Source organism: Cupriavidus sp. OTU4054, from assembly GCF_038440175.1.
Taxonomy (GTDB): Bacteria; Pseudomonadota; Gammaproteobacteria; order Burkholderiales; family Burkholderiaceae; genus Cupriavidus; species Cupriavidus pauculus_D.
Map to the genome: position 1 here is coordinate 316,377 of NZ_JASATF010000001.1, position 25,504 is coordinate 341,880.

A 25,504-nucleotide genomic window follows, 5' to 3' on the forward strand; every position below is an offset into this window, starting at 1 on the left:
TAAAAACGCAATATTTTACAGGTTTGAGCGGATCAGGTGTCGCTCATTGATCGTTATCGAAGAACGCCGGACCGCCCGAGAAGTTGTCGAACTTCGTGAATTGCCCCAGGAACGTGAGGCGCACCGTTCCGATGGGACCGTTACGCTGCTTGCCGATAATGATCTCGGCCGTACCCTTGTCCTGCGAATCGGGGTTGTAGACCTCGTCCCGGTAAATAAACAGAATCACGTCCGCATCCTGTTCGATAGCGCCGGATTCGCGCAGGTCGGACATCACGGGACGCTTGTTCGGACGCTGTTCCAGGCTTCGGTTCAGCTGGGACAGCGCGATCACCGGACAATTCAGCTCCTTCGCGAGCCCCTTGAGCGAACGCGAGATTTCCGAGATTTCGGTCGCGCGGTTCTCGCCGCCGCCCGAGCCCGACATCAGCTGGAGGTAGTCGATGATGATCAGTCCCAGCTGGCCGCACTGGCGCGCCAGCCGGCGCGAGCGCGCGCGCAACTCCATCGGGTTCAGCGCGGGCGTCTCGTCGATAAACAGCTGCGCGTCGTTCATGCGCTGGATCGCATGGGTCAGGCGCGGCCAGTCCTCGTCCAGCAGACGGCCCGTACGCAGCCGGTGCTGGTCCAGGCGGCCCACGGAACCGAGCATACGCATGGCCAGCTGCGTGCCGGCCATTTCCATCGAGAACACCGCCACCGGCAGGCCCTGCTCCACCGCCACGTGCTCGCCGATATTCAGCGAGAACGCGGTCTTGCCCATCGAGGGGCGGCCGGCCACGATGATCAGGTCGCCCGCCTGCATGCCGCTGGTCATGCGGTCCAGGTCGATGAAGCCCGTCGGCACCCCCGTCACATCGGACGTGGAGTCGCGGTGATAGAGCTCGTCGATCCGCTCGACCACCTGCGTCAGCAGCGGCTGGATTTCCTGAAAGCCCTGCTGCCCGCGCGAGCCCTCTTCCGCGATCGCAAAGACCTTCGACTCGGCTTCGTCGAGCAGCTCGCGGACCTCGCGCCCCTTCGGCGCGAACGCGGCGGACGCGATATCGTCGGCCACGGTCACGAGCTTGCGCAGCACCGACCGCTCGCGCACGATCTCCGCATAGCGCCGGATATTCGCGGCGCTGGGCGTGTTCTGCGCCAGCGAATTCAGATAGGCCAGGCCGCCGACTTCCTCGGCCTTGCCGGCCACCTGGAGCATCTCGTAGACCGTAATCACGTCCGCGGGCTTGGTCGCGGAGATCAGGCGCGCGATGCTCTGGAAGATGACGCGATGGTCGAAACGGTAGAAGTCGGATTCCGACAGGAAGTCCGCGATGCGGTCCCATGCGGCGTTGTCCAGCAGCAGGCCACCGAGCACCGATTGTTCGGCCTCGATCGAATGCGGAGGAACCTTGAGACTGTCGAGTTGGGGGTCTGCGGCGGGCGCGTTCATGGGGTGGGATTATAGCGGGCGAGCCCCGGGCGGGACCGGGACGCGCAAAACAAAAAAGGCAGGGGCGTGGCCCCTGCCTTTTTCATCGATCGGCCACGCGCGGGGCGCGGCCGAAAGCGACTGCGATCAGACGTGCTCGCCGAGCACCGACACGGTCACGTCCACCACCACATCGGTGTGCAGCGCGACGGTAACGGGGTGGTCGCCCACGACCTTCAGCGGGCCGTTCGGCAGACGCACTTGCGCCTTCTCGACCTTGAAGCCCTGGGTGCCCAGTGCTTCGGCGATGTCGGCGTTGGTGACCGAACCGAACAGACGGCCGTCCACACCCGACTTCTGGGTCAGTTGAACGGTCAGGCCGTTCAGCTTTTCGCCTTCGGCTTGCGCGGCGGCCAGCTTCTCGGCAGCGGCCTTTTCCAGCTCGGCGCGCTTGGCTTCGAATTCACCGATCGCGGTCTCGGTGGCGCGGCGCGCCTTCTTCGACGGGATCAGGAAGTTACGAGCGTAACCGTCCTTGACGCGAACGATGTCACCGAGGTTGCCCAGGTTGATGACTTTTTCCAGCAGAATGACTTGCATCGTGTATTTCTCCTTGCGGTCCTGGGGACGATCAGTTCTTGTGCAGATCGGTGTACGGCATCAGCGCGAGGAAACGCGCGCGCTTGATGGCCGTGTCGAGCTGACGCTGATAGTGCGCCTTGGTACCGGTCAGACGAGCCGGCGTGATCTTGCCGTTGTCGCCGATGAAGTCCTTCAGCGTGTCCAGATCCTTGTAGTCGATCTGCTCCACACCTGCCACGGTGAAGCGGCAGAAGCGCTTGCGCTTGAACAGCGGGTTCTGTTGCTGGAAGCGCTTCTTGTTCTTGTTGTCACGTTTGACGAATGCCATGATTCAATCCTTTTCGAATGCACTCTCTTCGAATGCCGTACATCCAATGATGTGAAAGACCAGCGTCTTGCTGTTGCGGTGCTTGCGCGCCAGGAACCCTTCGCAGTCGAGCAGCGTACCGAGCGCCATGCGCTCCAGTTGCCTGCCCACCGGGCCGATTCCCATCGCGGCGATCGCGAACTCCACCTGCCGCGGCGTTGCCGCTTCCACGACCTCGCCGGCATGCTGCAGGATGCAGTTGACGACGGGGACGCCGGCTGGCGTGTAGCGCAGGACGTCGCGTTCGACGAGCGTCGCGGATAACCGGATCTGGTTCACCGCGCCCGCCCTTCCGCTGGCACCGCAGTCCGCACTCAGGCGGCCTGGCCTTCCGTGGTCGTTTGCGCGGCCTTGCGGGCTTCTTCGCGCTGCACTTCCTTCATCATCGGCGAAGGAGCGGTTTCAGCCTTCTTGGTCTGCACGATCAGGTGACGCAGCACGGCGTCGTTGAACTTGAAGGCGTGCTCGAGCTCGGCCAGGGTTTCCTTGCCGCATTCGATGTTCAGGCAAACGTAGTGAGCCTTGGCCAGCTTCTGGATCATGTAGGCCATCTGACGGCGGCCCCAGTCTTCCACGCGATGGATCTGGCCGTTTTGCGAAGTCACGAGCTGCTTGTAGCGCTCGATCATCGCCGGGACTTGTTCGCTCTGGTCCGGGTGGACGATAAAGACGATTTCGTAATGACGCATTGACGCTCCTTTTGGATGTAGCCACCCGGGCGTCACGTCCGGTGCGGCAAGGGTGGGTAGCCCGCGAGTATAGCCCGACCCTTGACATTCCTGCAAGGGCCACTTAATAAGCGGCCAGCCTCGCCTGGAGCCGCGCGGGATCGGCCCCAAGCGACGGATCGACGGCCAGCAGCAACATCAACAATACGCGCGCCTTGTACGGATTGTGGTCCAGCGCCGAGGGGAACCCGCCGACGACCGCCCGCGCCGAAGCCGGCAAAGCCACGTGCCCGGCACCCGTACGCGACGCGCGCACCACGGCCACCTCTTCCATGGCGGCGTCGGCCAGTGCGCCGCCGAGCACCTCGTGCACGGAGCCATTGCCGGCCGCGGCCACCACGATGCCACGCACGCCGGCCGCGACGAGCGCATCCACCATGAAGCGGCTCGGCGCCGCATAGCTCGCGACGATTTCCACGAGCGGCCAGTCCGACGGCACGGGCAGGTGCGCGACCGCCGGCAGCGGCGCGCGCGCGAAGCGGACATAGTCGTCCTGCACGAAGCCGAGCGGGCCGCAGGACGCGGAGACGAACGCGTTCACGGCCGAAGTGTGCGCCTTGGCCGCATCGCGCGCCGCATGGATCTGCTGATTGATCACCACGAGCACGCCCTTCCCGCGCGCGTCCGCATGCGCGGCCACGCGCACGGCATCGAGCAGGTTGAGCGGCCCATCGGCCGACAGCGACGTCGAGGGGCGCATCGCCGCGGTCAATACCACCGGCACCGGGCAGGGCTGCGTCAGATGCAGGAACATCGCCGTCTCTTCCAGCGTGTCCGTGCCGTGCGTGATGACGATGCCGGCCACGTCGGGCTGCGCCGACCAGTGCGCGATGCGCGCCGCGAGCGCCGACCACAGCGCGAACGTCATGTCCTTGCTGTCGATCTGCGCCACCTGCTCCGCCTCCACGCGCGCGACGCGCGCAAGCGTGGGGACGGCCTGCAGCAGCGTGCCCACGGGCACGGTGGCGGCCTGGTAATGCGCGCTGCTGCCGGGATTGCCCGAGGCGCCGGCGATGGTGCCGCCGGTAGCGAGGACGACGATGCGGGGAAGCGTATCGGACATGAGGGCGGAATCGCGTAGGGGAATCGAGGCCGCCGATTGTAGCGGGTGCGTGAACCCAACACTGCTGGCGTCATCCCGGAGGCGCGCGAAGATTGTGCTTGCACTTCACCCGATACTGTATAAAATCACAGCATACTGTTTAAACATACAGTGTCCAACGAAGAACACAGCGAAGAAGAAAGGACAAGGCAATCCGATGGCAACTCTGACTCCGCGGCAGCAGCAGATCTTCGACCTGATCCGCAATACGATTCGCGGCACCGGCTTTCCGCCGACGCGCGCCGAGATCGCAGCCGAGTTTGGCTTTTCGTCGCCCAATGCCGCGGAAGAACATCTGCGCGCGCTGGCACGCAAAGGGGTCATCGAGCTGACGCCCGGCGCGTCGCGCGGCATTCGCCTCAAGGTGGCACGTAGCGACTCGGAGATGTCCGATCAGTTTTCGCTGCCAATGTCCGGCGTGCTGCAACTGACCCTGCCGCTCGTAGGACGCGTGGCTGCAGGCAGCCCGATTCTCGCGGCCGAGCATATCGATCGGCAATATCAGGTGGACGCGTCGGTGTTCGACGAACGCCCCGATTATCTGCTGCGTGTGCGCGGCCTCAGCATGCGCGATGCCGGCATTCTCGATGGGGATCTGCTCGCCGTGAAGCGTGCGAGCGAAGCGGCCAACGGCAAGATTGTCGTGGCGCGATTAGGGGAAGACGTCACCGTGAAGCGCCTGCAGCGGCGTGGCGGCACCATCGAACTGATCGCCGAGAATCCCGATTACCCGAATATCGTGGTCGAGTCCGGCCGCGAAGAGTTTTCCCTCGAGGGCATTGCCGTGGGCCTGATCCGATCTTCCGGATTCTGACCGCAGCTTCAGCGCCCTCAGTCACAGCTGTATTTGCATCGTTGTTTTGCCCTGTCGCCCCGTTCTGCCGAACGATGGGCGCGGACCCTTGCTGTCTCAAAATCACGAGGTGTAGCCATGCCGCAAATCAATACCATCGCCGCTCGTCGCCCGGTCAAGCCGGTGCCGTTTCGGCAAACCAAGGGCGTTCGCGTCTATCAGGGCGCGCAGCGTCGCACGATGGTGGGTAGCATGGCGGCCATCTGCCGAATGCTCGAGCTGGACGACCTGCCAGCCAAGCTGGCGGCCTGAAACGCGATTTCGTGCGCTGCACTGCACAATTTTATTGTAAAAAATGCAGTTGCAGTCTCACAACGTGTAACTTAAGAAAACACTTAACACGGTGGTGGGTGTGATTTAATTCTCTGTAAGTGTGTTGCTAATGTGATGTTTAGGGCATCAAACCCAAGACGAAACCAGGCGCGCACATTCTCGCGCGGCTGCGCAGAACCGGACCTTGACGACCCCGCCGAGTGCCGGTTTTTTTTCGCCTCCGTACCGCGCGATGTCAGGTCATGCCCGTCATATTGCCCTGGAGGCGGTCCCGCAGCTTGCGCGAGAAGCGCAGCGCCTTGCTCAGGCCCATCGAGAAGCCGGGGTCGTAGTAATGAATCAGCAGCGACCGCCGCTGCCCGTCTTCCACATGCAGGTTCGCGTGCTTGAGCGCGAAGCCGTTGAACACATAGACGCTGCCCGGCTCCACGCTGATTCGCTCGCAGTTGCCGCGGCGCAGGTCGTGCAGCGTCAACTGCTTGCGAAACTCGAACGGCATGTTCCGATGGACGCCATGCCGGATCTTGCAGAACACGTTGTCGAGCGTGGACACGCGCTGCCGGGTCTTGCCGTACGTAACCAGGTCCCCGTTGAAGAACGAGTCCGGCGCGGCCAGTTGCAGGGGAACAAGCAATGTGAGCAGATGCGAGTCGAAATGGCGGCAGTGCCCGTCCCGGCTGTTGTCGCGGCTCACGCAGCGCAGTACGTGATGCGGGCGTTCTTCGATCGGCTTCTGGCTCATCTTGCGCGCGAACCGAAGCGTGGTCGCGCAGACCATCTCCTCCATCTGCCGGAACGCATCGACCTTGCGCAGTATCTCCGCCACCGAGCGCGGCTCCACGCGCGTCGGTTCGGGCCCAAACGACGCATCGATCGCGGCATTGATCTCACCCAACACGCTGGCCGGAATCACTTCCCGAAACGTTTTCAGCGATGCGTACTCCTCATACCCCATTGGTGTGTTCACGATATGTCTCGTTTGTTAGAGGGGGAAAACGCGTTTATTACAAATCTGAAATCTACGGAATCGTAGGTAAATGGGAATCCCTCCGTCGTAACGTTTGGTGTGCTGCCGCACATTGTTCGGAAACGACTGCCCTTATGCGCTGTAGGACCAAAGCCGATACCGCCCGGACCCGGGCAAGCGCGAGACTGTGGCTGTCGATAACGAACGGGAGACGCACCATGGCCGCAAACGTCCATGTGGTACCCACGGAACGCAATGGCTGGGCGGTAGAGGTAGAAGGCACGGACGGTGCGACCTCGCACTACCCGTCGCAGGAAGAGGCGATTGCCGCCGGCACCGAGAAAGCAAAGCTCGACAAGGTCGAGCTATTTATTCACGACAGGAATGGCAAGATCCGCGAGCGAAATTCGTTCGGCCATGATCCGCGAGACGTCAAGGGCTGACGGAACGCCTCGGGTCACGGCGACGATCTGCTCTTCGATCCGACGCGATGCAGAAACAAAAACAGCCGCTTAAATAAGCGGCTGTTTTTTTGCGGAATTCTTTTGGGGTGGCTGATGGGACGCGAACCCACGACGACACTAGCGACGACGCGGCGCGGTGCTGCCGTCGCGTCATCTGAGTTGGGCGTCGCTGCCGGGGGCGGTAGGGTCGTCGTTTGCTGATTGCGCGGGAGCCTCCTCAGCGTGTTCGGCGAGGCTGTCAGCCATCTCGCGATTCTCGCTTTCCCACAGGTTCTCAGATGTTTTCGACATGAACAGCCAGTCCACCAAGCGCCTTATCCACCCCATTCTACATCCCCAACATGTAATTTTTACGTGCTTACCGGATTTTTGCACAAAATCCGTGCGAACGTGATCCACATTGTTGGAGGGCGTTACCAATCCGCGCGCGTACTACGCGACAGTTGTCTGACCGGGGCATTCGCACCGTGGGAATACCACGGGAATTTAACCCTGGATGGATATGCACAAAGCAAAACAGCCACTTGAGTAAGTGGCTGTTTTTTAGAGAATTCTTTTGGGGTGGCTGATGGGACTCGAACCCACGACGACAGGAATCACAATCCGCCACCAATATCTCTAAGAATCAGCACCTTAGCTCAGTTCGTTGGAACATGAAGCTGCCTGCATGCCGCGTAGATGCGCGACCCGTTTGCAGATCTTCCAACGAAATAGATGTCCCAGCCCGCTCGCCCCGCCCACAATCAAGGCTGCTGTAGACTGGATATCCATACAGTGAAGTTCAGCCACCATGCCCCGCCTCTCCCCCGTTCCCCGCCCGCCCGCTCCACCGGGTGGCTATGAGCCCTCCCCGATCGATCCCGACTATGACCGGTACTACGTGCTGGACGCCGACGGCCGGCCGGTCCGGGTATTCGACTACAGGGAACACACGGCGTGGGTGTGCCATGAGGGGCGCGGGTGGGACATCCGGGACGACATCCCGAACTCAGAGGTGCGGGTCCGGACCTATTTTTCCGGTTGGGCGAGCCTGTGCGACGCCCAGCCGCCGATGTTCCGGACAGTGGTCGTTGGATTCGGTAGCAGTAAGTACTTCGAGACGCCGACGTGGGAAGAAGCGAAGGCTATGCACGCGCGGATGCTGGCCAAGGCGGCGCGCAAGGTGGCCGAGCGCGAAAAAGAACGGGCCGGCCATCGGGAGGCCAGCCCAGAATCCCCCGTGCGGGCGGGGGCATCATCTGAGTGAAACCGAGATAACGGCTGAGCACACAGATTCTTTAGCGCGGCCACGATTCGACCGTCTTCGGTGCCTGGCCACGCATTCCCCCAGCGCCATCAGCACGCCCCCCATCACCCATTGCTGCCGGATGTCATAGTCGCGCTCAGCCGGCAGGTCCGACGTTCTCCGCAGACTGGGAGACGCAGAGGCGAAGCGCTATCATGAGTATGTGGTCTAGGTCAGGGTCGTCTCAATGAAGCAGGATTTTCCACTCGACAGCGTAACGCTCGCGGAGGACCATCTCGTAACTTGTCGGAAAAGGATTCGGCGCCAGATCGCGGCCGTGCGAAACCGTCGCGAGCGCGGTCGAGATGCCGAACTCGCCGCAGCCCTGCTCCGTGCCTACCTGCACACGCAACGTGTCATTCGTGAACACCGCCGAACGATGCTGTCACTCTTGGCCATAGAGATCTCCGCCCCACCTTCACCGACAGATCTACTGAGTCTGCCTGAAGCGACGAGACCTCAACACATAGATCGTCTGGCGCAGTTTAACCGCTTCCGCGTCATCCGGCGCTCCTAAGGCGTTCCGCTTTTCCTCGATCTCCAGAAGCTCTTCCTCGAGTTCGGCAATTAGCCGGTCAAGGGCGCTTCGCTCCTGACATTCCTGGCTGACCACCATACAAAGCTCCGCGAAATGGGGGGCACCTCGTAGTTGGTCGCCCTTTTTTGGGGAATATAGCAGGCGTCAAAGCCATCCTCAAAAGCGTTGCGATTTGAAACACTTTTTCGTCAGACTGCCACGACGAGACTTTGCAGTCAGGTACCCCCAATGAGGGGGATACTCGAGACGGCGGGTAGGCAACGATCACGTGTCGTCGCGCCTGGCGCTGCGACGTGCGATCGTCGGCCCGTGCTTATGCACGGGCTTTTTTTTTGCAGCAGTCGGTGGAGAGATTCTGCATTGCCAGAATCGAATTGAACCGCGCGCGGCGCGGCGCGATACTGCGCGCACCCTGTAGTGTTTGGCGTCGCGCTCGGGTGTCGGCGCGGCGCCGTTTTTACGGCCCCCCAACGTTGATCAGCGAGTCGTAGGCCCGCTCACAGGCGAGCCCGGCAACATGGGCCTGGTCGGCGTAAGCAGCCAAGATTCCCGCACGTCGGTCAGCCCTTTCGAGCACGTCGGCAAGCATTCCGAGGGGGGCGCCGGCTGGCGCGCCTGCGCTGGCAGAGGCGGTATTGCCGGCGGCGCGGGCGGCGGTGAGTAGCTGTTCGACACGCTGCCGCAACCGGTCAGCAGCATCACCAGCAGCATCGGCGTCAGCCCGTGCGCCGTCGGCTTCCTTCTTCGCAGCATTGGCAATCTCCGTCTGGGCCGCGGTGCGGCGTTGTTCCTCGATTCGTGCGTCGTTCACGGCCTTGACCTGGGCGAGTGCCTGACGCTGCCGCTCCTGCGCGACGCTCGAGTTGATGCGCTCAATCTCAGCATCTTTGCGCCAGCCGTTGGTCGCCCAGCCCGCGGCGAAAATGCCGGCGGCCAGCGCGGCCGCCGCGAACACGCGCCACGGTATTGCGAAGGGGAGCGCGATCATGGCGTGGCCGCGCAGCGCGCGTAGAGGTCCGCCGTCACGCGGATGTGGTCGAGCATGTCGGCGCGCGTGGCGCCGGGCTTCAGGGTGGGCAGCGTGGCGCAGTCGCGCGGCGGCGGCGGCGCGGGCGGTGGCTCCGGTACCGCGCAGCCAGCGAGCAGAAGACAGAACAGGATGGATCTCACTTTCGGGCCTCCCTCACCTTCCGGTTTGCCGCCTCGATGTCGCGGTTCACGTCCTGCCGCTCCGCCTCGGTGAGCGGCCGCTGTCCCGGCGGCGAGGGTGTCGGTGCAGCGGCGGGCCGCGCCGCGCGCTTCACTGACTTGACAGCTTCCACGGACGCCTCAGCCGCCTGCGCGGACGCGCTCGCCGCGGCTTCGACCTTCGGCGTCAGGGCTTTCAGCGTCTGCGTGTACGCCTCCTGCAGGCGCGCGATCTCTGCCTGGTGGTCGTCCCGCTGCTGCGCCATCAGCTCGCGGTACTGCCACACACAGAACAGGTAGCCGGTGCCCATCCCGCCGCCGAGTAGCAGGATCAGCACCGTCACCGCTTCCATGCGGTGCCCGACCAGCACGAACGTCGCGCGGTACCGCGACAGCCATTCACGTAGCCTTGCCATCGAGTTTCTCCCGAAGCATCTGGACCTGAGTCTCGAGCCCGCTGATTTTCGCCTTCAGCTCGCCGATCATCTGGAAGGCGTCGTTGCGTTCCTTGTACGCGACGTCGGCGCGCTTGTCGGCGAGATCGGCGCGTGCGTTCGCCTTGTCGAGCTGCTCGGACAGGCGCGCGATGATGTCGATCTCGGCCTGGCTCTGAGCGCCCTCGACGCGGTCCTTGCGCCATGCGCTGCGGATGAACCAGATCGCGCCACCAATGGCGGCCACGATGAAGCCCAGCGCGCCACCAGTGCCCCCCGGCACGTTCATCACAGATAGGTCCATCGCGGCTCCGTTGTGCGTGCTGCTCTGCGGGCAGTTCACGGTTGGTCAGTCGGTTGCTGCTCGTCCGGTTTGATCGACTGCTGGGCGACGTAGCGCAGCGCGCCGATCAGCACCGCCAGCGCTAGCGTGATCTTGGCGAACATCTGCGGTTCCACCACCGCCTGCAGCGATGGCAGCACGAGCTGCGCCGCGGACAGCATGGCCAGTGGCGCGGAGAGCAGCACGGTGGTGCTTTTCCACAACTTGTTCCAGTTCTCGACGATTTGCATCACAGGACTCCCAGTGCGCGCTTGGCGCGTTCCCAACGCTGCTGCCGGTCGGCCAGGCCGTTGGTGCCGCCATTGATCCGGCGGGTGAGCGTTACAAAGTCGCCAGCATCCGCCAGCGCGTTCAGGTTCTTCATCTGCCAGAACCAGCCCGCCGAGCGCGCCGCGAGTGCGTCGCCTTGCAGCAGGGTCGGATTGGCCTCGAGGTCGATGCCGAGCGCGGCGCCGCACGCGCGGTAGTTCGCTCGCCCGGTGATCTGGATCAGGCCGCGGCCCATGTAGCGTTTGCCGTCGCCGGGTTGCGTGTTGCCGAGATCCGCGCGGCCCTCGTAGCGCTGCTGCGCGGACGTCGGCCCCCACAGCTCACGCGTATAGATGAAGCCGCCCGATTCGTGACCGACCTGCGCGATCCACGCCGCCTGGCGCGCGGGCGTCGTGATCGAGTACTCCAGCAGCGCCGCAGAGACGTGTGGGTACCAGCGGGCCGCCATCGAAGGCGTCAGGCCAGCAGCGTCAGTGAAAAGCAGCTTGTCCATGTCCTCTCCAGAAACGAGAAAGCCACCCGAAGGTGGCTATGGCGTGGTTGACCGACGGTCTTACGCGCGAAGCACGTCGATCGCGCGGGTGGCGAGCGTCTGGCCCATCAGCGTGTGTCCAGCGGCCGACGGGTGAACGTGGTCACTGCTGACGATCAGATCGCAGTTGCCCCACCCCGACGTTGCGCCGATCGCACCAGTCCCCTGCCACAGGCTCGGGCCGACCTCGGCGATAGCCGCATCGTTTGCCTGCGCGGTCTGGATCGGGGCGTCGGTCGTCACCGTGAAGGGACCGGCGCCCGTGACGGCCTTCACCTGGAACTTGGTGCCGTCGGGGAACTTGAACGTCTGGTTCACACCTACCCGACCGCTCACGGTGAGCGAGGTCGCATTTGCCGCGGAGGCCGCGCCGAGCGTGGTGGCCATCGGTGCGACGCCGTTCCGCAGCGGCAGCTCGGTAAGGCTGATCCAGTAGAGGCCGTTGGCATCGGCAACGCCTTTCAGCGCGGCCGTCTGATCGAGGATCAGCTTGCTCATCGTGCCCGGGCCGCCGGTCCAGTACGGGGCGACCATGACGATCTTGGCCGCCGGCAGCGCGCTTTTCAGCGCCGTCACCAGCGCCTGAGCCTCAGTCGCGATCGCGGCCGCAGTCGAAGCACTGTCGTTGTACCCGCCCGTGATGAAGATCAGTTGCGGCGCGAACGGGATAACGTCTGTCGCGATCCGGTCGCGGTACTTCTGCGACGTGCCGTTGACTGCCAGATAGCCGGTGCCACCCACCCCCGAGCCCCACACATCGTCCCAATTCAGGGCGGACGCGAAGTTGGCGACATAGTCGTTGAGGCCGCCATTAGCGCCTGCGCCTTCCGTGAAGGAATCTCCGAGGAAGAGCGTGCGCGGGCCACGAATCGGCGCCGGCACGATCGAGTCGGTGGGCCTCGTGTAGACACCGGAGAACGGCGCCGACGATCCCCATAGTTCCACGCGACGCAGCGCGCGCGAGCCGAAGTTGAGAAACGCGTAGTTCTCGGCTCCGTTGCCTGGCACGGCGGTCGGCGTCAGGCTCACGAACTGGTCGTCAACGCGCCACATGACCGAGCCACCACCGATGCCTTGCACGTCGAACGACAGCATGTCTCCATCGAATAGGAAGGCCACGCAGTACCCGTTGCTCGTCTTCGTAGCACCGTAGCTGACGTTCTTCCACGTGACGAACAGATGGTCCCAGTCCGCCGTGCCTTTCACGGACGGCGCGCCCGCGCGGGTGTACGTGAAGTACGGGCCGGTGACGATGGATGCGCCCTGCGCAACGGAGCGGTCCGTTTCGATGGCCGGCCAGAACCGCGTCAGCGCGGCATTGTTGGTGGTGGACAGCGTGCTGGCAGTCACCGCCTGCGCCTTGCGCAGGTTGATCTGGCTCGGCAGCACGAAGCCTAGCGCCGCGTCGCCGCTGGCGCCCTTGTTGCCGTCAGCGCCGGTGGCACCTGTCGGTCCAGTCGAGCCTGTGGGCCCGGCATTCCCGGTGGCACCCGTAGGCCCCGTCGCTCCAGCCGCGCCGGGGTTCCCCGTAGGACCGGTTGGACCAGTCGGGCCAGTACTCCCGGTTGGGCCGGTTGGTCCCGCGGGGCCAGTGGCCCCGGTGGCGCCGGGGTTGCCATCAGGTCCCGTGGCGCCTCGCGCGCCGGGCTGCCCATCGCTACCCGTTGCACCGGTCGGTCCCGTCGCGCCGGTCGCCCCGTTTGCGCCAGGGGACCCCGTCGGGCCGGCCGAACCGGTAGCACCCGTCGCGCCGGTAGCGCCCGTGGGGCCAGTGGGTCCTACCTGGCCCTGTCCTCCTTCGCCGCCGCCCGAGCCCGCGCCCCCCGGATCGCCTTTGAAGAACGCCGAGAACGAAATTGAAAGCGAGGTGTTCGCTGCGTCGGCCAGCACCAGCGACAGCTTGTATGGCGTCAGATCAGGCATAGGTAACGCGCTCCACCACGTTGATCGTCACGGTCTCGGAGATAACCACCTGCCCTGCGGGATCTTGGAGCCGGATGTCCAGCACCAGCGGCTGCAGCGGCCACAGCGAGGTCTGCGCCGCAGTGGCTGATAGCGAGACAGCGCCAGTCGCAGCATCGACAAACGCGGCACTAAGGTCCTCCACGAGATATGAACTCTTCGCGGTCCGAAGCTGCGACGAGATCGACCAGCCGGTGAAGTCCATGGTCTGGCCGTTATTCCGAACCTGCCCGGCATATGCGAACGTCTGCCCGCGCTTGAAATCTGTCGTCATCGTGGCACCAATAAAAAAGGCCGCGCTATGGCGGCCGGTGTTGGAGCGGCTGGCGCACTACGCCGGCTTCACCGGCCAATCGATGGTGCGAGGGAATCCGGCCTGCGCCGTCACCGCGCGGAGCGCCTTGCGGTACTGGCTCAGCGCCTTCAGGCGCGCCTCGTCCTCTTCGGTGAGCTCGCCGAGCACGAAGCCGTCCATGAGCGGCGCGACGAGCGCGTCGGCCTCTGCCAGAAGATTCGCGCGCGTGACCAGCGCCGCGTCCGTCAGCAGTTGCGTTTCCTTGGCCGGGTTCAGCACCCACTCGTCGGCGATCCAGTCGTACGCAGGCGATGGGCGCGGCTCGTCCGTCAGGAATGGCGGCAGATCGCCCAGACCACCATACTCGGCACCAAGTTCAAAGGAAGAGCCATCGGCAGTGCGGAACAAAGGGACCGCACGATAATCGGGAACGAACGTCCATGCACCGTCCTGCCAGTTCTGAGGCACGCCCCCGTTTTCGTTCCGATACACCGCCACACGACCTGCGACCGATTCCGGTACCGCCGTGGGCGTCGCATAGCCGGGCACGATGGGGTTTTCTGGATCGAGCGGGCTATCGTCAGCCAGGCCGACCCCGAGGAACTCCCCTGTCGCGGGGTGGTAGTTGAAGATTTCCATGTGATTTCCCTCAGAACTTGATACACGGCAACATCGCGACGTTGCGCGGGCGCGTTTCAGTGCCACCAGCATCCTTGGCATACAACTGGAAGAACGACGCAGAGTCGCTGCCAAGGTATTGCAAGATGCTGGTGTTGTTGAACAAGCCCCCGCCATTTCCGCTACCGCCCTGGTAGCCACCGCTGGTGGGGTCCGTACCGATGTTGTGTCGGTGAGTCTTTAACGCTTCCGCCTCGAAGCTACCGAACGAGCGCCCGGCATTGACGCCGCGCGAATCATCCCAACCACGGATGAATTCGCCCCGAAGCTCAGGAAGGTTGAACGTCGTAGAGCCGTCACCTGCGCCGAACGTGTTGCCGATTGCTGAGTAGAGACCCTGATACGTAGTGCGCGACACCGCTCCGCCGTTGCACTTCAGGTACCCGACCGGTACGGTGCTGCTGGCGTAGTAGATCACCGTTCCTGGCATGATGAGACCGAGGTTCGGGACACCGAGCTGCCCGATCGAGATCCACGCCGTGTTCGCGGCATTGCGTTGCCATAGCCAGCTGTTTGCCGTATCCGCCCACAACTGGAACGGGAAGGTCGTTGCGGGCGCGGCCGACCCGCTACTCAGACTTGCCAGCGCCTGCAGCGCCAGATTCAGATCTGCGCGAAATGGCGCACCAGCCTGATTGGCGATGTCCATGTCATGTTGAGACATGCTTATCCTCTCGCGTTAGTACGCCTGTGCATCCCAGTCGAACCTCCGCGACACGGGAATGCTGGCTGCGTTGTAGAAAGTGATGGTGAATCCGGTCTCTGTCTTCGACGTGATGACGAAGTAGTCGCCCTGCGCCATGTTTTGCGCGGTGATGCCGAGATTCGGCAACACGCGGAACGCCTTGCTGAACGTGATCGCCGTGGGGCCCGCGCTGGAGACAACGTCGCGACCTGATTCGCGTCGATCGGGCATGTCAATGCCTACAGTCAGGCCCGTGACGAGCACGTTGTGTGTGCTCGACTCGCTCTCCAGATCGACCTTCCACTGGAAGGCGCGCGCCTCGTAGTCGCCCATCGAGAACCGCTGCCACGGGGACCAGATCGGCGAGCCCGCCGGGTTGTCGTTCGTCGTACGCACAAACAGCGCGACCACCGTATCGTTGATGCGATCGCCATCGATGGACAGCCAACTGTCGATCAGGTCGAAGCGGAAATCGATCTGATCTCCCGTATCGAACGAGACCGCGTCGATGGTCGCCGTGAGCCGCGACGTCTCGACCACGCCAAGGTCGAATGTGTTCGCGAACTGGTAGCTGCCGGCCGCCACGATGCCGCCGAGCGAATCGATCAACCCCCACCCGCCCGAGCCCACCACCGTGTCGATCAGGCCGAGTCCGTTCACCAGCCCCTGGTCATCCCAAAGGCCGGTGGCATCGCTCAGCCCTTGACTGTCGATCAGACCAGCGCCTATCAGCTTGATGCCATTCAGCGCCGGATCGCGCACCACGTTCGTCTTCGCGCCGGCGAACAACGGATGCTCGGTAATGATCGCCACCGCATTCATCGAGTTCAGCGACGGGGCTGTCGTGATCACCATCGTCGCCTGCGGCGATTCATGGCCCGTGGAGTCGATCCACTTCGCGAGATAGACGCCCTCGAGCAGCGGCAGTTGCACCGAGTTGGCGGAGCCAGCGACATAGCCGCCGATGTCGATGGCGCTGCCCCAACTCGGCTGCACGGTGTCGGTCGTATGCCGAATGCGCGCCTGACCGCCGTTGCGCACGTCGAGATCGACCGCCTTGTCCCACGTCAGATTGGCGAAGCCGTTGAATACCGTCAGCGACAGGCCCGTCAGGTTGCTCGGCGGCGCCAGTTTGCCGACGACCGTATGCACGGGCGAGTACGACCACTGCGGGCTCCGAACGCGCAGGGCCGACACGAACCTGCCACGCACCTGATACAGCCCACCGTCCACGACCGGTGATATATAGGCGCGCGTCGAGTCGCCCGACAGCGCGCCCAAGGGAATCCAGTCTGCCGCGGACGCCGGCTTGTACTGGATCTCGACCTGCCCGGACTGCAGCAGCGCTGATTCCTGCGCCTGTGGCCACATGACAAGGATGCGCGACGTCACCACCCCCGTCTGCGACAGCACGAGCTGATCTTCGCCGGAGTCGAGATTGATTTGCCCCATGTTCTCGACCAGATACGGGTTCGGCAGGTTCGTATCCGGCGCCGGATCGATGACCGTGGCGTTGCCCGCATTCCAGTCGTAGACTGCCGCAGCTTCTTCATTCAGGATGAGATCAACGCCACCGCTGTCGGACATCTTCCAGTTCATCACCCGGAAGACCTTGTCGGTCCACCCGAACTTGGCCAGCGTGATCTTGACCGTGCTGTAGGCCGTGAGTTGGAAGCACGAGATCTTTCCGGGCCACTCCACCACGATGCCCTGCCGCGATCGCTCGAGGATGATCTTGCCCAGTCGCTGAGCCATCACCACGTCTGTGGTGAAAGGCAGCTCGATGTCGCGGTCGATTACCTCGCCGTCCTGCGCGGCATAGGTCGGGTTGCCGACCACCGGCAAATCGCTCGGCTGCCACGAGTTCGCCGGACTGACGAACGTCCCCTTCACCCGGTTGAACAGGTCCTTGCGCGAGGTGCGCGCGCGAACCTTCACGGGGCCGCGCAAGTCAGCCTCGGTGAGCGTCACCGTCGGGATGTCATAGGCGCCTGCAAACACGCGAAAGAGCCCGCCGGTGATCGTCACCACGCCGCCGCCGGCCGTCACCATCTCCGCGAGGCTATCGCGCGGCGACTTGTCCGACATGACGATGCCGTTGCAGCGATATCGATACTGCGCCGTGCCATTACCGAGATCGACCGTTTCCTCGCTGACATTGATGGCCGTCATCACCGACGCGACGTCGATGTCTGCGTCCGTGCACCCGAAACCACCCGGATCGCGCAGGTAGTCGTAGATGCAGAGGCCCCAGTTATCCGACCAGTACGTAGCGTTGTAGCGCGGGTCGTAGAGCCTCTTGCCGCGGACCAACGCCTTGATGTTGGGCAGTCCATTGGGGAAGATGTCGGAGTCGTAGTCGAGGCGCACGTAGAGGTAGCAGACACCCCTCAGTCGATGGTCCCACGTCCAGCCTGGCACCTCGGCCACAAGATCCGGGTCCGCTGTCTGATCGGGGCTACCCAGATGCCGCTTGACGCGGACGAACACCTGAGAGCGGTACGCCTCGAACTGGACGGCGATGCTGACCGCGTCGGGCGACACGCCGCGTACCGTGATGACCCTGCCACTGAGCGAGTAGTCGGTGACGGCATCGTCGATCCACTGCCCATCGCTTTCCACAGTGGGTGGCCGCGTGGCGACGATCGACGTGATCTTCACCACCGTATCCGAGAGCGTGAACGAGTAGGTCGTGCTGCCGGTCACGTAGAACTTGTCCTGGACAGACTCGCCCCACTCCTTTTTGAAGCGGCCGCCGACCGGATGAATCTGGCCAACAGGCACGTTCGCCGCGTCCTCGCCTAGATAGACTTCCTCGATCTCGTCGCACTCGTGGTCGGCGAGCGCGATCACAAGATGCATGAACTGGTTCTTCTTCGCCGGGCCGTCGGTGCTCGCAGCGAAAATCAGCGGCCCGGACGTCATCGCGCGCCCGTAGATCGAGTTGCGCGGCTGGACGTTCGAGCGCACCACCTGCGTCCGCCCTTGGGCCTCGGCAGAGAAGCCATTCGCGGCCTTCGGCTTGAAGATCGCGCCCATGATCGAGCCTACGGCGTACGAGATTGCCAGGCTGACCACTGCATAGGTGATGGCATACGCGACGGCTGCAACAGCGGCTGACGCACCGGCGGCGGTCGCCGCGGCGGCGATTGCTGCTGCGACTGCTGCTGGCATCGAATGTCTCCTAGATTTTCCATGCGGCCTTGGCCGCTGTGATCGGGTGGAACTCGATTCCTGCCGCCGCCTGCGCGGCGATCACGCCACCGATGCAGATGGCCAGCGCTTCCCCCGTGGGCGTGTCGATCAGCACGACATCCCCGCGGCCCGCGAGCGCGGCCGGAACAGCCGGGCCGAAAGCGAGAGTGGCTAAACCAGCCACGCCATCGTTGTCACGGATCAATCGCCTCGCGCCCTTCTCGCTCGCGTATAGGCCGCGCCAGCGGGCTGCCGGATCGACGCCGGTGAAGCTCTCCACCGCGTCGCAGACGAACAGGCAGCAGTCGCTTTCCGCCCAACAAAAAGCCCGCTCTCGGCGGGCTTCAATGAAATCGGCTAGCCGCGTCGGCCAGTCGGGCATACGTTGCATCAGCGTCCCCATTGCAGGTTCTTCTCCACCATCTGCGCCACGAACTCGAAGCCGCGATCGCCGGGATACTTGGCCTGCTGGTCTTCGTTGTTGTAGCGGCGTGTCTTGGCGCGCTCCCACGCCACCATGCGCGACTCGGCGGACACCGTGATGGTTGCTGTATCCCCGACCTCGGTGTCCATGGTGTCCATCCGCGCATAGGACAGCCTGATGGGTTGATAGGCGAGTTGCAGGTCTTCGGTCAGCGGCGCAAACCAGACCTGACACGGGCGCCCCTGATACTGCTGTCCGAGCGTGATCGCGATCATTTCCGTGGGCACGCCCGTCAGGGTGAACCTCAGTCCGATCGCTTCCAGCCCCGCCTGCTCTTCGATTGCGTCGATGCTGCCAAGGGCGCCCAGACCCAGCCAGGTGTTGCCCTCCCACACGATGTCGTATCCAGCGCTGCACACGTACAGCGGCGCGTCGAAGTCCATCTTCACGAAGAACATGTACGGGACATGGCCCGCCTTGACCGCGGTGGCGACGTTCCCATCGATCTGGCGGGTCATGAGAAAGCCTCGATGAAGTCAACCGAGAACGCCTCGTGCCGATAGGCCGGCGTGCTGACGAACTCCCAGACATCGCTCGCGAGCATCATCAGTGCCTTCGGCTTGTCGAGCGTGATCGCCGCGTTGTTCGCCGGCGCGGCGCGAAACGGCGGCGACACCGTAACCAGCGCGGTCCCCGATGCATCGCTGGTCACGTCCGCAAAGACCATCTTCAACTCGCCGCCCGCGCTCAGGTAGTCGCCCGCGCGCATCACCAGCGTGCTCGCCGGCCAGTTCTTCGTTGGCAGCACGCGGCGGTCCACCATCGTCCCGTTCACGAGCGGACTGTAGAGACTGCTGCCCGGGTTGTCGTGGGGCCAGAGATAGACGCGCCCCGCCATCCCGTTCAGGTAGGCGAGGAACGCCTTGAGCCGACGCTGCTGCTGCAGGCTCATAGTGGAGAAGGTCAGGCGCGCCTTCCACCGCGCGCCCGGCCGCTCAACCGTCTGCGTTGACCGATTCAGCGGCGAGACAAAGCTCTCGGTGTTGGATTGCAGGCCGAACATCGCCGTCGCCGGCAGGATGTCTTCAGGAAACGTCAGTGTTGGCATGCTTCACCGTCTTTGCGAGAACTGGCCGCCCCGGTTGATGCTGTCGAGGATCTGCGACTTCGTCTGCTGCTGGCTCGCCTGAACCATCGCGATGATGTCCTGGCGATCGGTACGGCTGTCGATGTTCCACGTGTTGTGAAACTCGATGGTCGGCGCAGACGCTGCCTGAGCAGCCGGCTTCAGAGCCGTATCCGGCAGGATGCGCCCATCGACCTCGGGGACGAACTTCTCGGGCCGCCCCGATTCGCCCACCAAATATGCCTTGCCCGCCTGCACGTCACCCCCCGCCGCGCGGGTGCCGAGCGTGTTGATCAGGTTGTCGAGCCCGGCCTGCGTCTGCGGTCCATACACCCCACCGATCGACGTGCCCGTGGCATCCCCGGCCGCGCCCAAGAGACCGCCCGACCCGCCGAGCACGCTGAAGATGCCGGATACTGCCGACCGCGCCTGGATGCGGATCAGATCCGAGATCACCGATCTTGCGAAGTCGCTGAAGTTCAGCTTCCCGGTCATCGCGAAATTCACGACCGCGTCTTCCATCGAGCTGAAGGCGCGATTGAACAAGTTCTCGGTCTGCGAGAACACGTTGCGCGCTGAGTCGCCATAGTTCGCGACAGCCCTGATCGCACCGGTCTCCCAGCTCGATTGCGCATCCAACATCTGTTGGGTGGCCGAGTACTCCAGCGCCACCCGATCGGTCTGGTATTTGCGCAGCGCCTCGAGTTGGGCCTGGTACTCGTCCTCACCGATCCGGCCTTCCCGCCGCGAGCGGCTCAGGTCGTAGAACTTCTGGTCGAAGTCGCGGTTCGCCTGCTGGATGCGCGCGAGCTGGTCGCGCGCGGTGTCACCCATGCCGAGGCCCGCGATGTTCTGCGAGATCTCCTGCTGGCGCAGCTTCATCGCGTTGTCGAGCGCGTCCGTGTACGCCTTCAGCGAGTCGGCCGAGCGCTTGTCGTACGCGGCGACGGCGTTGGCGCCCTCCTTGCGCACGTTCACGATCTGCTCTTCCAGCTCCTGTACCTTGGCGGCGTAGCGCTCGCGCTCGGCCAGAGACTTCTTGCCGGACGCCGCCTGGGCCTCCAGTTCGGCGATCGCGAGCTGGTCGGTCAAGGAGTCCTCTCGCAGGTCCGCCGACTTTCGCAGATACTCGCGCTCGGAGATGAGGCCCTGCGTGCGCTGCTGATCCAGATCAAGCTGGCTCGACCGCTCGATAGCCTTGGCTTGCCTGGCATAGCCTTCCAACTGAGCGATTTCGCCGCCCAGTTCGTTCTGGCGCGCGCTGGCGCCCGCGGTGATGCCGGCCTTGTTGAACTTGTCCCAGACCTCCTGCTTCCGAGCCGTCGCGACCGCCAGCGCCTTGTCGTACAGCGAGCTGCCCTTCTCGATGCCGGACGTCGCGGCCTTGAACTCGTCGTCGATCTCCTTGAGGTCCTTGTCACGATTCTCCGACTTCGTGAGATTCTTGCCATCGGACAGGAACTTGCGCGTGCGCGCCTCCGCCTCCGCGCGGACTCGCTCGGCATTGCGAGAGATGTCGTCATCCACATTCCGGATCTGCGACTGGCCACCCGGCGACTGTGCCGCGCGCTGGGCCGCGAGGATGCGGTCGTTCAACTGCTGCAGGTCGTACGCGCGCTGCGCGCGGTCGAACTTGTCCAGCGACGGGTCCTTCAACTGCTGCGTCAGTTGATCGCGCTGCTGCTGCATACCCTGCAGCGAGCGCGCGCGATAGCTGAACGCGTTCAAGGGATTCAGGAAGCCGCCCGCCGCACTCAGGCCCGCGCCAAACTGGCCCCAGAAGCCCGAGCCTTCCTGCTTCGCTTGGCGGATAGCCTCCGTGACACCGTTGATGCCATCGGTGAGCACGTCGAGTTGTCCCTTGGCCTCCTTGCCGAGCCCGGAATCCGTGACCGTGCGCTTGAAGTCCGTCCACGCCGTATCCATCCGACCGATAGATGCCTGGGTGCTGTTCGCCGCTTCCTCGACCGACCCGGCAAGCTCTTTGCGGAGCTGCGCCGCGAACTTCGGCAGGAAGTCGGAGCTGAGCACCTGGCCCTGCTCGAGCATCTTGCCGAGTTCGGCGGTCGTGACGCCCAGCGCGCGTGCGGCGGTCTGGAATGCGCCGGGCAGGCGCTCACCGAGCTGGCCGCGCAGTTCTTCCGCCTGCACCGTGCCCTTGCTGATCATCTGGCTGATCGCCAGGAACGCGCCCTCGGCTTCCGCCGATGAGAGGTGCATCACCGTCGCCGCTTCGCTGATCGCGAGGAAAATGTCGCGCGCGCCACGGCCTTCCAGCGTGGTCTCGCGCGCTGCGGCCGACAGCTTCACGAACGCGTTTGAAGCGGTGCCGAGGTCGAGGCCCAGCCGGCTGACCTGCACCCGCAGAAAGTCGAGGTCGCGCGAGCCGGCCGCCGCATTGCCGCCGGCCGCGAAGGCCAGGCCAATGTTCGTCTTGTCCACCTGAGCCTGCAGCTCCGCGAGCCCGCGAATGCCGTCGAGCGTGGCGCGCGGGATCTCCAGCAGCGCCGAGACCAGGCCGTGCACCGACGCCGTCACCGCGCTCACGGCGGTTGCGCCGATTGCGAAGTCCTTGAACGCGTCGCCGAACGACCGACTCTGCCGGTCGAGGTCGCTGACCGAGCGCTGCGCCTGCCGCGCGGACTGGTCGAACTTGTCCAGGGACGTGCTGGCGCTCGTGGCCGCCGCGCCGGTACCGCCGATCGACGCAGACGCCTTGTCGCCGCTGGCGCCCACCTTGTCCATCGCGTCTGCCGTGCGGTTGGCAGACTGCTGAGCCCGGTTAAGCGCATCTTCCCCGCGCTTGAGGCCAGCGGTGTCCATTGCGATGCCGAGCGCTGCGATGTCCATCTCTCAGTCCTTTGTTGCCGCGGCGAGTACCGCTCTATCAAGACGCCTGATCGCGGCCAGTTGCCATCCCTCGGGCCGCTCCCCGATCAGGTCGAAGAACGCCTTCATGTCCGAGAAGGAGATGGGGGAAAGGGCCAGGCCGGCCGGTCTGGCCGAGTTCAAGTCCATGAACCACTGCCAGACCTGAAAGCCGGCGGCCGGTAATGCTGGCCCGTCGAGTCCCTCCGGCCGGCGCCCGGTTTGGCGCGCGACCGACTCGAGGTTCTCCCGGACCGTGGAACCATCCTTCAGACGCTTATCGAGCGCCGCGTGGTGCTCGGCGTACGCGACGATCTCGGCCGTCAGGCTTTCAAAAAATTTGCCGACTCTGCCGCGGCAGCGAAGACCTGCGCCCTCACCTCGGGGTTGACCGTGTAAAGCAAGCGCGCGTTGTCCGCATTGAACGGCTCATCGAGACCCTTCCACGAGATCGTGCGCAGGATCGCGTTCTCGACCGCGCGCGCCTCGTCGTCTTCGATCGGGTCCGGGCCCATGGTCTCGCCCTTCTTCGCGGCGATGTACGCGCGCTCGCGGCGCTCGTTGATCTTCTGGCGGTCTGCCGCCTTCACCTTGTCCGAGTGGTCACCCCGGACGGTGATGAACACACCGAGGCCGACACCATCGGAGTTCTTGAGCTCGAACTCGTAGCCCGATTCGCTGGCCTTCACGAGGTTGAGCGATTCGATCGAGCGCGTCTTCGGCGCCGCGTTGTTCTGGTCCATGCCTGCTCCTGAAAAGATGCGGGCCAGCACATGCCGGCCCGCGAAATGTCCCATGGGAGGGAGCGCTGTTCCCTCGTGACCGCTCGTCTTACGCGAGCGAGTCCTGCACCGAAATGGTGGTCTTCTCGTTCGCCGTACCCGCGCCGCCCGCGCCGTTCAGCAGTGCCTGGAACGGAATGGTCTGGATCAGGCCCTTCTCGCCGTCGTCCTTTGCGGCGCCGCCCAGCTTCACGCGCGACATCGTGATTGCGATGAAGTCGGCCGTCGGCCCGTTGGTGGTGGCCAGCACTGCGGTGATGCCGATCTCGGTCTCGTTGATGAAGGCGTCTCGCAGCACCGCGTCTTGGAAGTACGCGGTCATCTGGCCGGTGACCACCACGCGGCCGGGGTAGAGGTCGGGCAGCGTGTTCTGGCCCACTACCGGATCGCCCGTCATGTTGGCGTTGATCGTCGCGCTCATGCCCGTCAACAGTCCCACCGGCACGCCCGCGGCGAGCAGCACGCCGTTGACGGCGGCCACGATACCGGACGTGGTCTCGACCGCCGGCGCGGTGAAGTACGCCGACGTGCCAGTCGTCATGTCGAGGCCTTGGATCTGCGCCGCAATGGTCGCCATGCCGGTCGCCGGCAACGTCAGATCCATCTGCGCAAGCTTGCAGTCCGTGAACAGCTCGGATTGGGCGACGTCGGAGAACCAGTGCTCGAACGAGATGTACTTGTCCGTGTGGGCGCTGGTCGGCACGTACGTTTTCTTGCCAGGCAGCGACAGCGTGGCAGTCGCGATGCCGCTTTCGGCGACCAGCGCGACGCCGTTGAGCGGGATCACGGTCAGCGCCAGCGCGGTCACTGCCAGCACCAGCAGGTTCTTGTTGATGTTCGCTGCGTTGAACGAACCGGCGGTCAGGCGGCCGACATCGCCGGCTTTAATGCCATCCGTGAGGAACGAGCCGGTGCTGCGCGTCACCGTGTAGGTCTGACGGCCACCGACGATCGACGCCGCCGCGATGGCGATGGTCATGCCAGTGATGGCCGTCACGGCCGTGAAGTCGCGGCGCAGGATGGCGGCGATCAGGTCCGCATACGTGCCCGGCGAGATTTCACCGTTGATCGTGCCGGCGACGCGGCGCACGCCGTGGCGGAAGTCCGCGATCTGCTGGTCGCTGCGGATCTCTTCGGACTGGTACGTGTCCTTGTTCAGCGCGATGTCGGACGTGACGCGGCGCAGGATCTGGCCGCCGGACGTGCCAGCGGCGACGCCCTGCCCGGACTGCAGCTTGTACCGCAGTTGCTTGAACAACCCCTTTGCGTTGGGCATTTTCTTGCTCCAAAGGAAATGCCCCGCGCGATGGCAGGGCGTTGAAGATGCTGGCCAGCGGCGATCAGGCGTTCGCGCTGGCGAAGAAAGGAATGCTGACCGGCACGCGCCACCGGTCGTTGTCGCGGAAGCCCGCGGCGATCGTGGGGGTGCGCTGCACCACCACCTCAATGTCGTCGACGACTACGGTCGTCCCGCGTGCGAACCAGTAGCGTATGGCCTGCGCGCGCAGCTCCGGCTCGGCTGTGCCGCCCCCGAACGGGTACATGAGCGCGACCTGCAGCACGCCGACCTCGCGGTAGTACGCGCCATAGGCCGGGTTCTCCGGCGCGCCCAGCAGCAGAGTCGCCTCCTGATAGGGGGCGCTCGGATCGGGCGTGAACGATACGTTCTGCCACGCGGTGGACAGCGCGGGCGTCATAGCGTCCAGATGCTGCTCCAGCGCGCGGCGGACGGCGACATTGCTCATTTCTTCAGATCCCCGACCACGCGGGTCAGATAGGCGTCGTACTCGGACAGCGTCAGCCGGACCATGCCGGCCGGTGCCTGCTTCGACCAGCCGTACTCGAGGCGCTGCGCATACGGGAGATGGTTGACCAGGTAGAACGTCTGGCCGATAACGACCGTCTGCAGGGCCCCATTGGCTGCCGCGATCGTCGGCCCGCCGGACTTGTCCAGCGTAGGTACCGTGCTGGGCGCGAGGTTGTACTGCACCTGCCAGTTGCCCCGAAAGCGGCCGGTATCGACCGGCGACTTCAGCACGAGGCTGGTCATAAGGTCGAGGCCGACCTTGCGAACCACGATCTCCTGATTGTCCTTGGCGCGCTGGACGAACGCGGCGAACTTGCGGCGGAATTCGTCGTTGACGGCCAT

The 25,504-nt window shown here is 64.3% G+C and carries 34 protein-coding genes; 4 read left to right on the top strand and 30 right to left on the bottom strand.

The window, feature by feature from the left end:
* Window positions 1-43: 43 nt before the first annotated feature.
* The 6 genes from AAHB16_RS01460 to AAHB16_RS01485 form a co-directional block, all read right to left on the bottom strand.
* Window positions 44-1,435 (bottom strand): replicative DNA helicase, encoded by a 1,392-nt coding sequence (locus AAHB16_RS01460; RefSeq protein ID WP_150372056.1) that lies wholly within the window; start codon window positions 1,433-1,435, stop codon window positions 44-46.
* 126 nt (window positions 1,436-1,561) lie between these two features.
* Window positions 1,562-2,014 (bottom strand): 50S ribosomal protein L9, encoded by a 453-nt coding sequence (gene rplI, locus AAHB16_RS01465; RefSeq protein ID WP_150372057.1) that lies wholly within the window; start codon window positions 2,012-2,014, stop codon window positions 1,562-1,564.
* A 31-nt stretch (window positions 2,015-2,045) separates the two neighbouring features.
* Entirely contained in the window at window positions 2,046-2,324 is a 279-nt protein-coding gene (rpsR, locus tag AAHB16_RS01470; RefSeq protein WP_006163606.1) for a 30S ribosomal protein S18, read from the bottom strand.
* 3 nt (window positions 2,325-2,327) lie between these two features.
* Entirely contained in the window at window positions 2,328-2,642 is a 315-nt protein-coding gene (gene priB, locus AAHB16_RS01475) for a primosomal replication protein N (protein ID WP_150372058.1), read from the bottom strand.
* A 35-nt stretch (window positions 2,643-2,677) separates the two neighbouring features.
* On the bottom strand, window positions 2,678-3,052 hold the full coding sequence (rpsF, locus tag AAHB16_RS01480; RefSeq protein ID WP_150372059.1) for a 30S ribosomal protein S6: 375 nt from the start codon (window positions 3,050-3,052) through the stop codon (window positions 2,678-2,680).
* Between the two features lie 103 nt (window positions 3,053-3,155).
* Window positions 3,156-4,154, bottom strand: coding sequence for an asparaginase (locus AAHB16_RS01485; RefSeq protein WP_342049853.1), 999 nt, complete (start codon window positions 4,152-4,154; stop codon window positions 3,156-3,158).
* A gap of 196 nt (window positions 4,155-4,350) precedes the next feature.
* Between AAHB16_RS01485 and lexA the strand changes: the two genes are divergently transcribed.
* Together lexA and AAHB16_RS01495 are read left to right on the top strand one after the other, a co-directional pair.
* Window positions 4,351-5,007 (top strand): transcriptional repressor LexA, encoded by a 657-nt coding sequence (gene lexA / locus AAHB16_RS01490; RefSeq protein WP_150372061.1) that lies wholly within the window; start codon window positions 4,351-4,353, stop codon window positions 5,005-5,007.
* A gap of 117 nt (window positions 5,008-5,124) precedes the next feature.
* Window positions 5,125-5,298: a hypothetical protein gene (locus AAHB16_RS01495; protein ID WP_191002218.1), complete on the top strand. Its 174-nt coding sequence runs from the start codon at window positions 5,125-5,127 to the stop codon at window positions 5,296-5,298.
* 256 nt (window positions 5,299-5,554) lie between these two features.
* Here AAHB16_RS01495 and AAHB16_RS01500 read toward each other — a convergent pair whose 3' ends face one another.
* A complete protein-coding gene (locus AAHB16_RS01500; protein WP_342049854.1) occupies window positions 5,555-6,286 on the bottom strand; it encodes a hypothetical protein in 732 nt (243 codons plus the stop codon).
* Window positions 6,287-6,504: 218 nt separating this feature from the next.
* On the opposite strand from AAHB16_RS01500, the gene AAHB16_RS01505 reads away from it, so the two are divergent.
* A complete protein-coding gene (locus AAHB16_RS01505; protein ID WP_342049855.1) occupies window positions 6,505-6,729 on the top strand; it encodes a DUF2188 domain-containing protein in 225 nt (74 codons plus the stop codon).
* A gap of 171 nt (window positions 6,730-6,900) precedes the next feature.
* Here AAHB16_RS01505 and AAHB16_RS01510 read toward each other — a convergent pair whose 3' ends face one another.
* Window positions 6,901-7,059 (bottom strand): hypothetical protein, encoded by a 159-nt coding sequence (locus AAHB16_RS01510; protein ID WP_342049856.1) that lies wholly within the window; start codon window positions 7,057-7,059, stop codon window positions 6,901-6,903.
* A gap of 481 nt (window positions 7,060-7,540) precedes the next feature.
* Here AAHB16_RS01510 and AAHB16_RS01515 point away from each other — a divergent pair, with 481 nt between their 5' ends.
* Window positions 7,541-7,996, top strand: a complete 456-nt coding sequence (locus tag AAHB16_RS01515) for a hypothetical protein (protein ID WP_342049857.1) — start codon at window positions 7,541-7,543, stop codon at window positions 7,994-7,996.
* A gap of 223 nt (window positions 7,997-8,219) precedes the next feature.
* On the opposite strand, the gene AAHB16_RS01520 is transcribed toward AAHB16_RS01515, so the two are convergent.
* The 22 genes from AAHB16_RS01520 to AAHB16_RS01625 form a co-directional block, all read right to left on the bottom strand.
* Window positions 8,220-8,405 carry a hypothetical protein gene (locus AAHB16_RS01520; protein ID WP_342049858.1) on the bottom strand — a complete coding sequence of 62 codons (186 nt, stop codon included), beginning with the start codon at window positions 8,403-8,405 and terminating at the stop codon, window positions 8,220-8,222.
* A 60-nt stretch (window positions 8,406-8,465) separates the two neighbouring features.
* The gene (locus AAHB16_RS01525; RefSeq protein ID WP_342049859.1) at window positions 8,466-8,651 is read right to left on the bottom strand and encodes a hypothetical protein; all 186 of its coding nucleotides are present in this window, start codon (window positions 8,649-8,651) and stop codon (window positions 8,466-8,468) included.
* Window positions 8,652-9,030: 379 nt separating this feature from the next.
* Window positions 9,031-9,561, bottom strand: coding sequence for a DUF2514 family protein (locus AAHB16_RS01530; protein ID WP_342049860.1), 531 nt, complete (start codon window positions 9,559-9,561; stop codon window positions 9,031-9,033).
* A complete protein-coding gene (locus tag AAHB16_RS01535; protein ID WP_342049861.1) occupies window positions 9,558-9,743 on the bottom strand; it encodes a hypothetical protein in 186 nt (61 codons plus the stop codon). The genes AAHB16_RS01530 and AAHB16_RS01535 overlap by 4 nt, the downstream gene beginning before the upstream one ends.
* The gene (locus AAHB16_RS01540; RefSeq protein ID WP_342049862.1) at window positions 9,740-10,177 is read right to left on the bottom strand and encodes a hypothetical protein; all 438 of its coding nucleotides are present in this window, start codon (window positions 10,175-10,177) and stop codon (window positions 9,740-9,742) included. The genes AAHB16_RS01535 and AAHB16_RS01540 overlap by 4 nt, the downstream gene beginning before the upstream one ends.
* Window positions 10,161-10,538 (bottom strand): hypothetical protein, encoded by a 378-nt coding sequence (locus AAHB16_RS01545; RefSeq protein WP_342049863.1) that lies wholly within the window; start codon window positions 10,536-10,538, stop codon window positions 10,161-10,163. Before AAHB16_RS01545 ends, AAHB16_RS01540 begins: the two co-directional genes overlap by 17 nt.
* Window positions 10,535-10,768 (bottom strand): DUF7940 domain-containing protein, encoded by a 234-nt coding sequence (locus tag AAHB16_RS01550; RefSeq protein ID WP_342049864.1) that lies wholly within the window; start codon window positions 10,766-10,768, stop codon window positions 10,535-10,537. Before AAHB16_RS01550 ends, AAHB16_RS01545 begins: the two co-directional genes overlap by 4 nt.
* Window positions 10,768-11,301 (bottom strand): glycoside hydrolase family 19 protein, encoded by a 534-nt coding sequence (locus tag AAHB16_RS01555; RefSeq protein ID WP_446718051.1) that lies wholly within the window; start codon window positions 11,299-11,301, stop codon window positions 10,768-10,770. The genes AAHB16_RS01550 and AAHB16_RS01555 overlap by 1 nt, the downstream gene beginning before the upstream one ends.
* A 60-nt stretch (window positions 11,302-11,361) precedes the next feature.
* Window positions 11,362-12,729, bottom strand: a complete 1,368-nt coding sequence (locus AAHB16_RS01560) for an SGNH/GDSL hydrolase family protein (RefSeq protein WP_342049865.1) — start codon at window positions 12,727-12,729, stop codon at window positions 11,362-11,364.
* A 526-nt stretch (window positions 12,730-13,255) separates the two neighbouring features.
* Entirely contained in the window at window positions 13,256-13,576 is a 321-nt protein-coding gene (locus tag AAHB16_RS01565; protein WP_342049866.1) for a hypothetical protein, read from the bottom strand.
* Window positions 13,577-13,633: 57 nt separating this feature from the next.
* Window positions 13,634-14,236: a tail fiber assembly protein gene (locus AAHB16_RS01570; RefSeq protein WP_342049867.1), complete on the bottom strand. Its 603-nt coding sequence runs from the start codon at window positions 14,234-14,236 to the stop codon at window positions 13,634-13,636.
* A gap of 10 nt (window positions 14,237-14,246) precedes the next feature.
* Entirely contained in the window at window positions 14,247-14,939 is a 693-nt protein-coding gene (locus AAHB16_RS01575; RefSeq protein ID WP_342049868.1) for a phage tail protein, read from the bottom strand.
* A 15-nt stretch (window positions 14,940-14,954) separates the two neighbouring features.
* The gene (locus AAHB16_RS01580) at window positions 14,955-18,134 is read right to left on the bottom strand and encodes a phage tail protein (RefSeq protein ID WP_342049869.1); all 3,180 of its coding nucleotides are present in this window, start codon (window positions 18,132-18,134) and stop codon (window positions 14,955-14,957) included.
* A gap of 10 nt (window positions 18,135-18,144) precedes the next feature.
* Entirely contained in the window at window positions 18,145-18,558 is a 414-nt protein-coding gene (locus AAHB16_RS01585) for a DUF6950 family protein (RefSeq protein ID WP_342049870.1), read from the bottom strand.
* A complete protein-coding gene (locus AAHB16_RS01590; RefSeq protein WP_342049871.1) occupies window positions 18,546-19,097 on the bottom strand; it encodes a hypothetical protein in 552 nt (183 codons plus the stop codon). Before AAHB16_RS01590 ends, AAHB16_RS01585 begins: the two co-directional genes overlap by 13 nt.
* Window positions 19,094-19,687 (bottom strand): hypothetical protein, encoded by a 594-nt coding sequence (locus tag AAHB16_RS01595; protein WP_342049872.1) that lies wholly within the window; start codon window positions 19,685-19,687, stop codon window positions 19,094-19,096. Before AAHB16_RS01595 ends, AAHB16_RS01590 begins: the two co-directional genes overlap by 4 nt.
* Window positions 19,688-19,690: 3 nt before the next feature.
* On the bottom strand, window positions 19,691-22,555 hold the full coding sequence (locus AAHB16_RS01600; RefSeq protein ID WP_342049873.1) for a phage tail tape measure protein: 2,865 nt from the start codon (window positions 22,553-22,555) through the stop codon (window positions 19,691-19,693).
* A 3-nt stretch (window positions 22,556-22,558) separates the two neighbouring features.
* Window positions 22,559-22,900 carry a phage tail assembly chaperone gene (locus AAHB16_RS32725; protein WP_446718056.1) on the bottom strand — a complete coding sequence of 114 codons (342 nt, stop codon included), beginning with the start codon at window positions 22,898-22,900 and terminating at the stop codon, window positions 22,559-22,561.
* Complete coding sequence (locus AAHB16_RS01610) at window positions 22,897-23,316, bottom strand: hypothetical protein (RefSeq protein ID WP_342049875.1); 420 nt, start codon at window positions 23,314-23,316, stop codon at window positions 22,897-22,899. The genes AAHB16_RS32725 and AAHB16_RS01610 overlap by 4 nt, the downstream gene beginning before the upstream one ends.
* A gap of 88 nt (window positions 23,317-23,404) precedes the next feature.
* A complete protein-coding gene (locus tag AAHB16_RS01615; RefSeq protein ID WP_342049876.1) occupies window positions 23,405-24,631 on the bottom strand; it encodes a phage tail tube protein in 1,227 nt (408 codons plus the stop codon).
* Window positions 24,632-24,695: 64 nt separating this feature from the next.
* Window positions 24,696-25,100 (bottom strand): phage tail terminator-like protein, encoded by a 405-nt coding sequence (locus AAHB16_RS01620; RefSeq protein WP_342049877.1) that lies wholly within the window; start codon window positions 25,098-25,100, stop codon window positions 24,696-24,698.
* Window positions 25,097-25,504: an HK97 gp10 family phage protein gene (locus tag AAHB16_RS01625; RefSeq protein ID WP_342049878.1), complete on the bottom strand. Its 408-nt coding sequence runs from the start codon at window positions 25,502-25,504 to the stop codon at window positions 25,097-25,099. The genes AAHB16_RS01620 and AAHB16_RS01625 overlap by 4 nt, the downstream gene beginning before the upstream one ends.

What these genes read in the sequence shown, in the direction of transcription:
- AAHB16_RS01515 (WP_342049857.1), top strand. Translation starts at nt 7,541, where the DNA reads ATGCCCCGCCTCTCCCCCGTTCCCCGCCCGCCCGCTCCACCGGGTGGC.
- AAHB16_RS01625 (WP_342049878.1), bottom strand. Translation starts at nt 25,504, where the DNA reads ATGGCCGTCAACGACGAATTCCGCCGCAAGTTCGCCGCGTTCGTCCAG.
- AAHB16_RS01540 (WP_342049862.1), bottom strand. Translation starts at nt 10,177, where the DNA reads ATGGCAAGGCTACGTGAATGGCTGTCGCGGTACCGCGCGACGTTCGTG.
- AAHB16_RS01550 (WP_342049864.1), bottom strand. Translation starts at nt 10,768, where the DNA reads ATGCAAATCGTCGAGAACTGGAACAAGTTGTGGAAAAGCACCACCGTG.
- rplI (WP_150372057.1), bottom strand. Translation starts at nt 2,014, where the DNA reads ATGCAAGTCATTCTGCTGGAAAAAGTCATCAACCTGGGCAACCTCGGT.
- AAHB16_RS01495 (WP_191002218.1), top strand. Translation starts at nt 5,125, where the DNA reads ATGCCGCAAATCAATACCATCGCCGCTCGTCGCCCGGTCAAGCCGGTG.
- AAHB16_RS01610 (WP_342049875.1), bottom strand. Translation starts at nt 23,316, where the DNA reads ATGGACCAGAACAACGCGGCGCCGAAGACGCGCTCGATCGAATCGCTC.
- lexA (WP_150372061.1), top strand. Translation starts at nt 4,351, where the DNA reads ATGGCAACTCTGACTCCGCGGCAGCAGCAGATCTTCGACCTGATCCGC.
- AAHB16_RS01580 (WP_342049869.1), bottom strand. Translation starts at nt 18,134, where the DNA reads ATGCCAGCAGCAGTCGCAGCAGCAATCGCCGCCGCGGCGACCGCCGCC.
- AAHB16_RS01590 (WP_342049871.1), bottom strand. Translation starts at nt 19,097, where the DNA reads ATGACCCGCCAGATCGATGGGAACGTCGCCACCGCGGTCAAGGCGGGC.
- AAHB16_RS01460 (WP_150372056.1), bottom strand. Translation starts at nt 1,435, where the DNA reads ATGAACGCGCCCGCCGCAGACCCCCAACTCGACAGTCTCAAGGTTCCT.
- AAHB16_RS01530 (WP_342049860.1), bottom strand. Translation starts at nt 9,561, where the DNA reads ATGATCGCGCTCCCCTTCGCAATACCGTGGCGCGTGTTCGCGGCGGCC.
- AAHB16_RS01565 (WP_342049866.1), bottom strand. Translation starts at nt 13,576, where the DNA reads ATGACGACAGATTTCAAGCGCGGGCAGACGTTCGCATATGCCGGGCAG.
- AAHB16_RS01575 (WP_342049868.1), bottom strand. Translation starts at nt 14,939, where the DNA reads ATGTCTCAACATGACATGGACATCGCCAATCAGGCTGGTGCGCCATTT.
- rpsF (WP_150372059.1), bottom strand. Translation starts at nt 3,052, where the DNA reads ATGCGTCATTACGAAATCGTCTTTATCGTCCACCCGGACCAGAGCGAA.
- rpsR (WP_006163606.1), bottom strand. Translation starts at nt 2,324, where the DNA reads ATGGCATTCGTCAAACGTGACAACAAGAACAAGAAGCGCTTCCAGCAA.
- AAHB16_RS01485 (WP_342049853.1), bottom strand. Translation starts at nt 4,154, where the DNA reads ATGTCCGATACGCTTCCCCGCATCGTCGTCCTCGCTACCGGCGGCACC.
- AAHB16_RS01595 (WP_342049872.1), bottom strand. Translation starts at nt 19,687, where the DNA reads ATGCCAACACTGACGTTTCCTGAAGACATCCTGCCGGCGACGGCGATG.
- AAHB16_RS01600 (WP_342049873.1), bottom strand. Translation starts at nt 22,555, where the DNA reads ATGGACATCGCAGCGCTCGGCATCGCAATGGACACCGCTGGCCTCAAG.
- AAHB16_RS01505 (WP_342049855.1), top strand. Translation starts at nt 6,505, where the DNA reads ATGGCCGCAAACGTCCATGTGGTACCCACGGAACGCAATGGCTGGGCG.
- AAHB16_RS01620 (WP_342049877.1), bottom strand. Translation starts at nt 25,100, where the DNA reads ATGAGCAATGTCGCCGTCCGCCGCGCGCTGGAGCAGCATCTGGACGCT.
- AAHB16_RS01570 (WP_342049867.1), bottom strand. Translation starts at nt 14,236, where the DNA reads ATGGAAATCTTCAACTACCACCCCGCGACAGGGGAGTTCCTCGGGGTC.
- AAHB16_RS01525 (WP_342049859.1), bottom strand. Translation starts at nt 8,651, where the DNA reads ATGGTGGTCAGCCAGGAATGTCAGGAGCGAAGCGCCCTTGACCGGCTA.
- AAHB16_RS01555 (WP_446718051.1), bottom strand. Translation starts at nt 11,301, where the DNA reads ATGGACAAGCTGCTTTTCACTGACGCTGCTGGCCTGACGCCTTCGATG.
- AAHB16_RS01585 (WP_342049870.1), bottom strand. Translation starts at nt 18,558, where the DNA reads ATGGGGACGCTGATGCAACGTATGCCCGACTGGCCGACGCGGCTAGCC.
- AAHB16_RS01615 (WP_342049876.1), bottom strand. Translation starts at nt 24,631, where the DNA reads ATGCCCAACGCAAAGGGGTTGTTCAAGCAACTGCGGTACAAGCTGCAG.